The following is a 7250-nucleotide window of genomic DNA, read 5'->3' on the forward strand; positions in this document are numbered from 1 at the left end:
ATTAGCGTCCTTTAAATTCCGGGGTACGTTTTTGTAAGAAGGCGTCGATGCCTTCGCGGCGGTCCTCGGTGGCGCTCAGCAGGCTAAACAGCTGGCGCTCCTGTTGCAGACCGGCCTGCAGGCTGACTTCCTGCGACAGGCGCAGCGACTGTTTTGCCGCCCGTAGCGCCAGCGGCGAATGGCGGTCAATGGTGGTTGCCAGCTGCAGGGCATACTCATCGGTTAACGCCGCCGGATGGATATCACTGACCAGCCCGGCCTGCTGCGCCTGGCGGGCGTCAATACTCTCGCCGCTCAGCACCATCCGGCTGGCCAGCGCCTTGCCAACGCTGCGGATCAGCCGCTGGGTGCCGCCCGCGCCCGGCATTATGCCGAGGGTAATTTCCGGCAGGCCAAAGCGGGCGTTGTCCCCGGCGACAATCAAGTCGCACAGCAGGGCCAGCTCGCAGCCGGCGCCGAGGGCGTAGCCGTTGACCGAGGCGATGAGCGGTTTAGTAAAGGCATCAATTCGCCCCCATAACCGTGGGCGAATATCATCCAGGGTGGCAGGAAGATCTTTTTCCGCCATTTCATTAAGGTCAGCCCCGGCGGCGAAAAAACGCGCGTTACCGCGAATAACGCAGACGCCGACGCTGTCATCAACTGCCGCCGCCTCCAGCGCCTCGGCAATCTGGGTTAATAAGGCATTGTTCAGCGCGTTGCGGGCCTGCGGGCGGTTCAGCGTCAACTGAAGCACCCGGCCATGACGGTGGATCAGCAGGTCACTCATGCCATCCCCCGCGCGTCAAAGTCGACCACCACATCGCCGCTGGTCGGCAGCGACTGGCAGCTCAGCACGTAGCCCGCCGCCAGCTCATCCGCTTCCAGGCTGTAATTGGCGGCCATCGCCACTTCGCCGCGCAGCACTTTACATTTACAGGTGGCGCATACCCCGCCCTTACAGGCGAACGGCAGATCGGCGCCCTGACGCAATGCGGCATCCAGGATGCTGTCGTCTTCGGCGCTGAGGGCGATAAGCCGATCGCGCCCGTCCTGGCGGATGGTCACCGTGCGCCCTTCCGCCTGCACTCCAGCGGCCCGCTTCACATTGCCGCCTGGGGTATTAAAGCGTTCGAGATGAATCGATTTCTCCGCTACGCCAAGTTCACGTAACGTCGCTTCCGCCTCGTCCATCATCGCCGCCGGACCGCAGATAAAGGCCTCGTCGAAACGGCTGAAATCCAGCAGATGGTCAGCGAGCTGGCGCAGTTTGTCGCCGTCAATGCGCCCCTGTAGCAGATCGCTGTCCATCGACTCCTGGCTAAACAGGTGGATCACCTGCAGGCGCTGCGGATAGCGGTCTTTTAAATCGGCCAGCGCCTGGCGGAACATCATGCTATGGCTGCTGCGGTTGCCGTAGATCAGCGTAAAGCGGCTTTGCGGCTCGGTCGCTAGCGTCGCGCTAATGATCGCCATCATCGGCGTGATCCCGGAGCCGGCGGCAATCGCCAGATATTCTCCCTGCCGTTCGGCCTGCGGTTGATAACCGAAATGCCCCTGCGGCACCATCACCTCCAGCTCCATACCCTGCTGGATATCCTGCTGGGCGTAGCGCGAGAAGCGCCCGCCGTCGATAGCTTTGACCGCGACGCTAATTTCGCCGGGCGTGCGGCTGCGACAAATGGAGTAACAGCGGCGCAGTTCTTCGCCGCCCAGACGGGCTTTTAGCGTCAGATGCTGGCCCGGGCGAAAACAGTATTCCGCCTGCAGGGCTTGCGGGATCGCAAAAGTGATGGTCACCGCATCGCGGGTTTCCGGCTCGACTCTCGCCACCTTAAGCGAATGGAACGTCGTCATGGCAACCTCAAATACATTTAAAGTAATCAAAAGGTTCCCGGCAGCTGTCGCAGCGATAGAGCGCTTTGCAGGCCGTGGAACCGAATTCGCTAATCAGCGAGGTATGGGCGCTGCCGCAGCGCGGACAGCTCACCTCAGCGGGCATATCCGCATGGCAGGCGTGCCCCTGGGGCGGGCTGATGCCGTACTGGCGCAGGCGTTCGCGGGCATCCTGACTCATCCAGTCGGTGGTCCACGGCGGATCCAGCTGCAGGACGATATGCACCGGCAGAAAGCCATGCTCGCTCATGACCGTACGGATCTCGCCCAGCAGATGCTCCGTCGCCGGACAGCCCGAATAGGTCGGGGTAAAGCCAATCACCCAGCCGTCGCCATGGCGCGCGACGCTGCGCACCATACCGAGGTCGGTGATGGTGAGTACCGGCACTTCCGGATCCGGGATCGCGCTTAATAATCCCCAGATGGTGCGAACCTCTGCAGGAGCGATATCGGCAAGACGTTGCATAGTCACCTCACTTACCACTGCAGTCCGGGATGCGAACGCTGCAGATATTGCATCTCCGCCAGCAGCGGGCCGAGATGTTCACTGTGCAGCCCCTGTTTGCCGCCGCTGCGGAAGGCCGCTTCCTGCGGGATTTGTAAGCCGGAGTCGAGCAGCGCCGTGTGTACCGCGCTTTGCCATTCGGCCTGAAGCTCACGCGGATCAACCGCAATACCCTGCTCAACCAGGCTGAGCTCCACTTCATCGGCAAGGAACAGTTCGCCGGTGAAGCGCCACAGATTGTCGACCGCCTGCTGCATTTTGCGATTTGATAACTCGGTGCCGTTACCCAGACGCTCCAGCCAGCCGCGGCTGAAGCGCAGGTGGTAACGCACCTCTTTCAGCCCTTTGGCGGCAATGGCCGCCAGCTGCGCGTCGCGGCTGTTCACCAGCCGGCTGTACAGGGCGACGTGCCAGACATCGATAAAGAACTGGCGGGCGATGGTGTCGGCAAAATTGCCGTTTGGCTGCTCCACCAGCAGCAGGTTGCTGTACTGGCGCTCATCGCGACCAAAAGCCAGCGTATCTTCGTCGCCGCAGCCGTTAAGCTCGGCGGCATAGCTTAAAAAATTGCGCGCCTGGCCGAGCAGGTCGAGGCCGATGTTGGCCAGCGCAAGATCGATCTCGAGCTCGGGAGCATGGCCGCACCAGGCGCCTAAACGCTGGGCCAGAACCAGACCATTGTCGCCAAGCCGCAGGGCGTAGGTGGCTACGGGGTTAGGGATATTCATCGCCGCCTCACATATGTTCCATGCCGTCCGGCACGGTATAGAAAGTCGGATGACGGTAGACTTTGCTTTCCGCCGGGTCGAAGAATTCGCCGCGCTCTTCCGGCTGCGAAGCAACGATTTCGCTGGCCTTCACCACCCAAATTGAGCAGCCTTCGCTGCGGCGGGTATAGGCATCGCGGGCATTCTCCAGCGCCATTTGATCATCGGCGGCGTGCAGACTGCCGACGTGACGATGGGATAACCCCTGTTTGCTGCGAACGAACACTTCATATAACGGCCAGTAAACTTTGCTCATGTTGTCTCTCCTCATGCCGCGCTGCGGGCCTGCTGTTTTTGCGCATGGGCCAGCGCGGCCTCGCGCACCCACTCGCCCTCTTCCCAGGCCTTACGCTTGGCGGCCAGCCGCTCGTGATTGCAAATGCCACGGCCGCTAATCACCTCGTTAAATTCCTGCCAGTCGATTTCGCCGAAGCGGTAGTGGCCGCTGGCTTCATCAAACTGCAAATCCGGGTCCGGGACGGTCATACCGAGGATCTCTACCTGCGGCACGGTATTGTCGACGAAGCGCTGACGTAGCTCGTCGTTGGAGTGCAGTTTGATTTTCCACGCCATGCTGCGGGCGCTGTTCGGCGAGTTGTCGTCGTTGGGGCCAAACATCATCAGCGCCGGCCACCAGAAGCGGTTAATGGCGTCCTGCAGCATCTGCCGCTGCGCGTCATTGCCCTGCGCCAGCGCCATGCAGGCTTCAAATCCCTGACGCTGGTGAAAGCTCTCTTCTTTGCAGATTTTGACCATCGCCCGGGCATAGGGGCCGTAGGAGGTCCGGCACAGCGCCACCTGGTTGACGATGGCCGCGCCATCGACCAGCCAGCCGATCACGCCGATATCCGCCCAGCTGAGGGTCGGGTAGTTAAAAATGGAGGAGTATTTCATCTGCCCGTCGAGCATCTTCTGATACAGGTCTTCCCGGGCGCAGCCAAGGGTTTCCGCGGCGCTATAGAGATACAGCCCGTGTCCAGCCTCATCCTGTACCTTAGCCAACAGGATCGCTTTGCGGCGCAGCGTCGGCGCGCGGGTGATCCAGTTGCCTTCCGGCAGCATGCCGACGATCTCCGAGTGCGCGTGCTGGCCTATCTGCCGAATCAAGGTCTTACGGTAGGCATCCGGCATCCAGTCCTGCGGTTCGATGGCCGTTTCCTGCGCGATGCGCTGGTCAAAGCGTTGTTCTTCTGTCACGTCATCACCTTTATGATTCCGATATTCACAACAAAAACATTTATGTGAATCACTTTGTTTATTGAAGGTTACATATTGGTTAAATAAAACCACAAATTTTGTTTGCTCTTTTTGTGATAATCTCCGCAAAACCTTTTGTAAACCACAATTAATACAGTAAGTTAAGCATAAGACGTAACGCCATCGCGATCACAATGTTAATAATTTATTAAATACGGGCTTGCATTTTATGATTCATAAAAGAACTATTTATAGATATCACACGTAACACATTTGGAGATTTGCGATGCAGCAGTTAGCCAGCTACTTATCCGGCGCCTGGCAGACCGGCCGGGGCCGCGCCCGTACTATCCATCACGCCATCACCGGCGCGGCGCTTTGGGAGGTGACCAGTGAAGGCCTGGATATGGCGCAGGCGCGCCGCTTCGCGATTGAGCGCGGTGGTAAAGCCCTGCAGGCGATGACCTTTATTGAACGCAGCGCGATGCTGAAAGCGGTGGCGAAACACCTGCTGGAGCAGAAAGACCAGTTCTACGCCATCTCCGCGCAAACCGGCGCCACTCGCGCCGACAGTTGGGTGGATATTGAAGGCGGTATCGGTACCCTTTTCACCTATGCCGGGCTCGGTAGTCGAGAATTACCGGACGATATCCTGTGGCCGGAAGACGAGCTCATCCCGCTCTCCAAACAGGGCGGTTTTGCCGCGCGTCATGTGCTGACATCAAAATCAGGCGTCGCCGTCCATATCAACGCCTTCAACTTCCCCTGCTGGGGAATGCTGGAAAAACTGGCGCCCACGTGGCTTGCCGGTATGCCGGCTATCATTAAACCGGCAACCGCTACCGCCCAGCTCACCCAGGCAATGGTGAAAGCGATTGTCGACAGCGGCCTGGTGCCGGAGGGCGCCCTCAGCCTGATTTGCGGCGGCGCGGGCGATCTGCTCGACCACCTCGATAGCCAGGACGTGGTTACCTTTACCGGGTCAGCCGCCACCGGCCAGCAGCTACGGGCGCACCCTAACCTGGTAGCCAAATCCATTCCCTTTACCATGGAAGCAGATTCACTCAACTGCTGCGTGTTAGGCGAAGACGTCACTCCGGAGCAACCGGAATTCGCGCTGTTTATTCGGGAAGTGGTCCGCGAGATGACGGCGAAAGCCGGGCAAAAATGTACCGCTATCCGCAGAATCATTGTGCCACTGGCTCAGATTAATGCGGTTAGCGATGCACTGATCTCCCGCCTGCATAAAGTAACCGTCGGTGACCCTGCGCAGGAGGGCGTTAAGATGGGGGCCCTGGTTAATAGCGAACAGCGTCAGGACGTACAGGAGAGCGTCAATAAGCTGATAGCCGCTGGCTGCGAAGTACTGCTCGGTGGAGAGGCGGACCTCAGCGCGGCCGGCGCATTTTTCCCGCCGACCCTGTTGTACTGCTCACAGCCGGATGAAACGCCGGCGGTTCACGCCATTGAAGCTTTTGGTCCGGTGGCGACGCTGATGCCGTATCGCGACCGCCAGCATGCGCTGACGCTGGCGCGCGCCGGCGGCGGCAGTCTGGCGGGGACGCTGGTCACCGCCAGCGGCGAGCTGGCGCGTGAGTTTTACCTCGGCGCCGCCCGCGCCCATGGCCGTATTCAGATACTGAATGAAGCATCCTCCGCAGAATCAACCGGCCACGGTTCGCCGTTGCCGCAGCTGGTGCACGGCGGCCCCGGCCGCGCTGGCGGCGGAGAAGAGCTTGGCGGGCTGCGTTCGGTGAAACACTATATGCAGCGTACCGCGGTCCAGGGCAGCCCAACGATGCTGGCGACCATCGGTCAACAGTGGGTGCGCGGCGCCCAGGTGAACGAAGACCGTATTCACCCGTTCCGCAAATATTTCGAAGAGATTCAGCCTGGCGACAGCTTATTAACCCCGCGCCGAACCCTGACCGAAGCGGATATCGTTAACTTCGCCTGCCTGAGCGGCGATCATTTCTACGCGCATATGGACAAAATCGCCGCCGCCGAGTCGATTTTTGGCGAGCGGGTGGTCCACGGCTATTTCCTGATCTCCGCCGCGGCCGGGCTGTTCGTCGATGCCGGCGTCGGGCCGGTTATCGCCAACTACGGCATGGAAAACCTGCGCTTTATTGAGCCGGTCAAACCGGGCGACACCATTCAGGTTCGCCTCACCTGTAAGCGGAAAACGGTCAAACGTCAGCGCAGCGCCGATGAGAAAGCCACCGGCGTGGTGGAATGGGCGGTGGAGATTTTCAATCAGCACCAGCAGGCGGTGGCGCTGTATTCCATTCTGACCCTGGTGGCGCGTCAACAGGGAGATTTCCCGGCGTGATAGCGAAAAATAGACCGCTGGCGCTCTGTTGGCCGACCCTTTAGCCATTGATACTGCAATCGGTTTGCAACGGTTTCGCCCCGGGAAGTCCTTTATGTTATCCGTGGCTTCAGCGCACATTGCGCTCCCGGTTAATCGTCTGCGTTATGCCTGGCATAGCGCAGGGAGCGCACAGGGGGCGGCCAGTCGCCGCCGCCCCCTGTACCCCCGGGCTCGGGCCAGCAAGAATGGTGAATAAATTAACGGCAGGCCGCACGGACCGTAGGCCGGGTAAGGCGTCAGCCGCCACCCGGCAAAAAAATCAGCGCACGTTCTCAATGCCTCTGCGGAGGCATTTTTTACGCCCGTCTGGCAAAACTGACAAACAAGCTGGCAAAAGCAAACAAACGCCCCGGCGCCGCTGGCTGGTAGCTTAAGGATGACAAAGCCGACATTCGCAGCGGCAAGAGACAACACAACAATAAGATGAGGTCACAATGGCAAACGGCTTGAAATTTTCTCCTCGTAAAACCGCGCTGGCGCTGGCCGTGGCGGTGGTTTGCGCCTGGCAATCACCGGTCTTCGCTCACGGTAG

General features: G+C 59.9%; 7 protein-coding genes. 1 reads left to right on the top strand and 6 read right to left on the bottom strand.

Features of this window, described 5'->3' with window-relative positions:
- Position 1 precedes the first annotated feature (1 nt).
- Genes paaF through paaA form a run of 6 tightly spaced genes read right to left on the bottom strand, consistent with a single transcriptional unit; the run spans position 2 to position 4344 of the window.
- Positions 2–769, bottom strand: coding sequence for a 2,3-dehydroadipyl-CoA hydratase PaaF (gene paaF, locus HMPREF1024_RS09425; RefSeq protein WP_009309002.1), 768 nt, complete (start codon positions 767–769; stop codon positions 2–4).
- Positions 766–1836 (bottom strand): 1,2-phenylacetyl-CoA epoxidase subunit PaaE, encoded by a 1071-nt coding sequence (gene paaE, locus HMPREF1024_RS09420; RefSeq protein WP_009309003.1) that lies wholly within the window; start codon positions 1834–1836, stop codon positions 766–768. Before paaE ends, paaF begins: the two co-directional genes overlap by 4 nt.
- Positions 1837–1843: 7 nt before the next feature.
- Positions 1844–2341, bottom strand: coding sequence for a 1,2-phenylacetyl-CoA epoxidase subunit PaaD (paaD, locus tag HMPREF1024_RS09415; RefSeq protein WP_009309004.1), 498 nt, complete (start codon positions 2339–2341; stop codon positions 1844–1846).
- Between the two features lie 11 nt (positions 2342–2352).
- Positions 2353–3108, bottom strand: a complete 756-nt coding sequence (gene paaC / locus HMPREF1024_RS09410; RefSeq protein ID WP_004224493.1) for a 1,2-phenylacetyl-CoA epoxidase subunit PaaC — start codon at positions 3106–3108, stop codon at positions 2353–2355.
- A gap of 7 nt (positions 3109–3115) precedes the next feature.
- Positions 3116–3403 (bottom strand): 1,2-phenylacetyl-CoA epoxidase subunit PaaB, encoded by a 288-nt coding sequence (gene paaB / locus HMPREF1024_RS09405; protein WP_004224492.1) that lies wholly within the window; start codon positions 3401–3403, stop codon positions 3116–3118.
- Between the two features lie 11 nt (positions 3404–3414).
- Positions 3415–4344: a 1,2-phenylacetyl-CoA epoxidase subunit PaaA gene (paaA, locus tag HMPREF1024_RS09400; RefSeq protein WP_004176377.1), complete on the bottom strand. Its 930-nt coding sequence runs from the start codon at positions 4342–4344 to the stop codon at positions 3415–3417.
- 286 nt (positions 4345–4630) lie between these two features.
- On the opposite strand from paaA, the gene paaZ reads away from it, so the two are divergent.
- Complete coding sequence (gene paaZ / locus HMPREF1024_RS09395; protein WP_009309005.1) at positions 4631–6676, top strand: phenylacetic acid degradation bifunctional protein PaaZ; 2046 nt, start codon at positions 4631–4633, stop codon at positions 6674–6676.
- Positions 6677–7250: the final 574 nt, after the last annotated feature.

Source organism: Klebsiella sp. 4_1_44FAA (assembly GCF_000238715.1).
In the GTDB taxonomy this organism is placed as follows: Bacteria; Pseudomonadota; Gammaproteobacteria; order Enterobacterales; family Enterobacteriaceae; genus Klebsiella; species Klebsiella pneumoniae.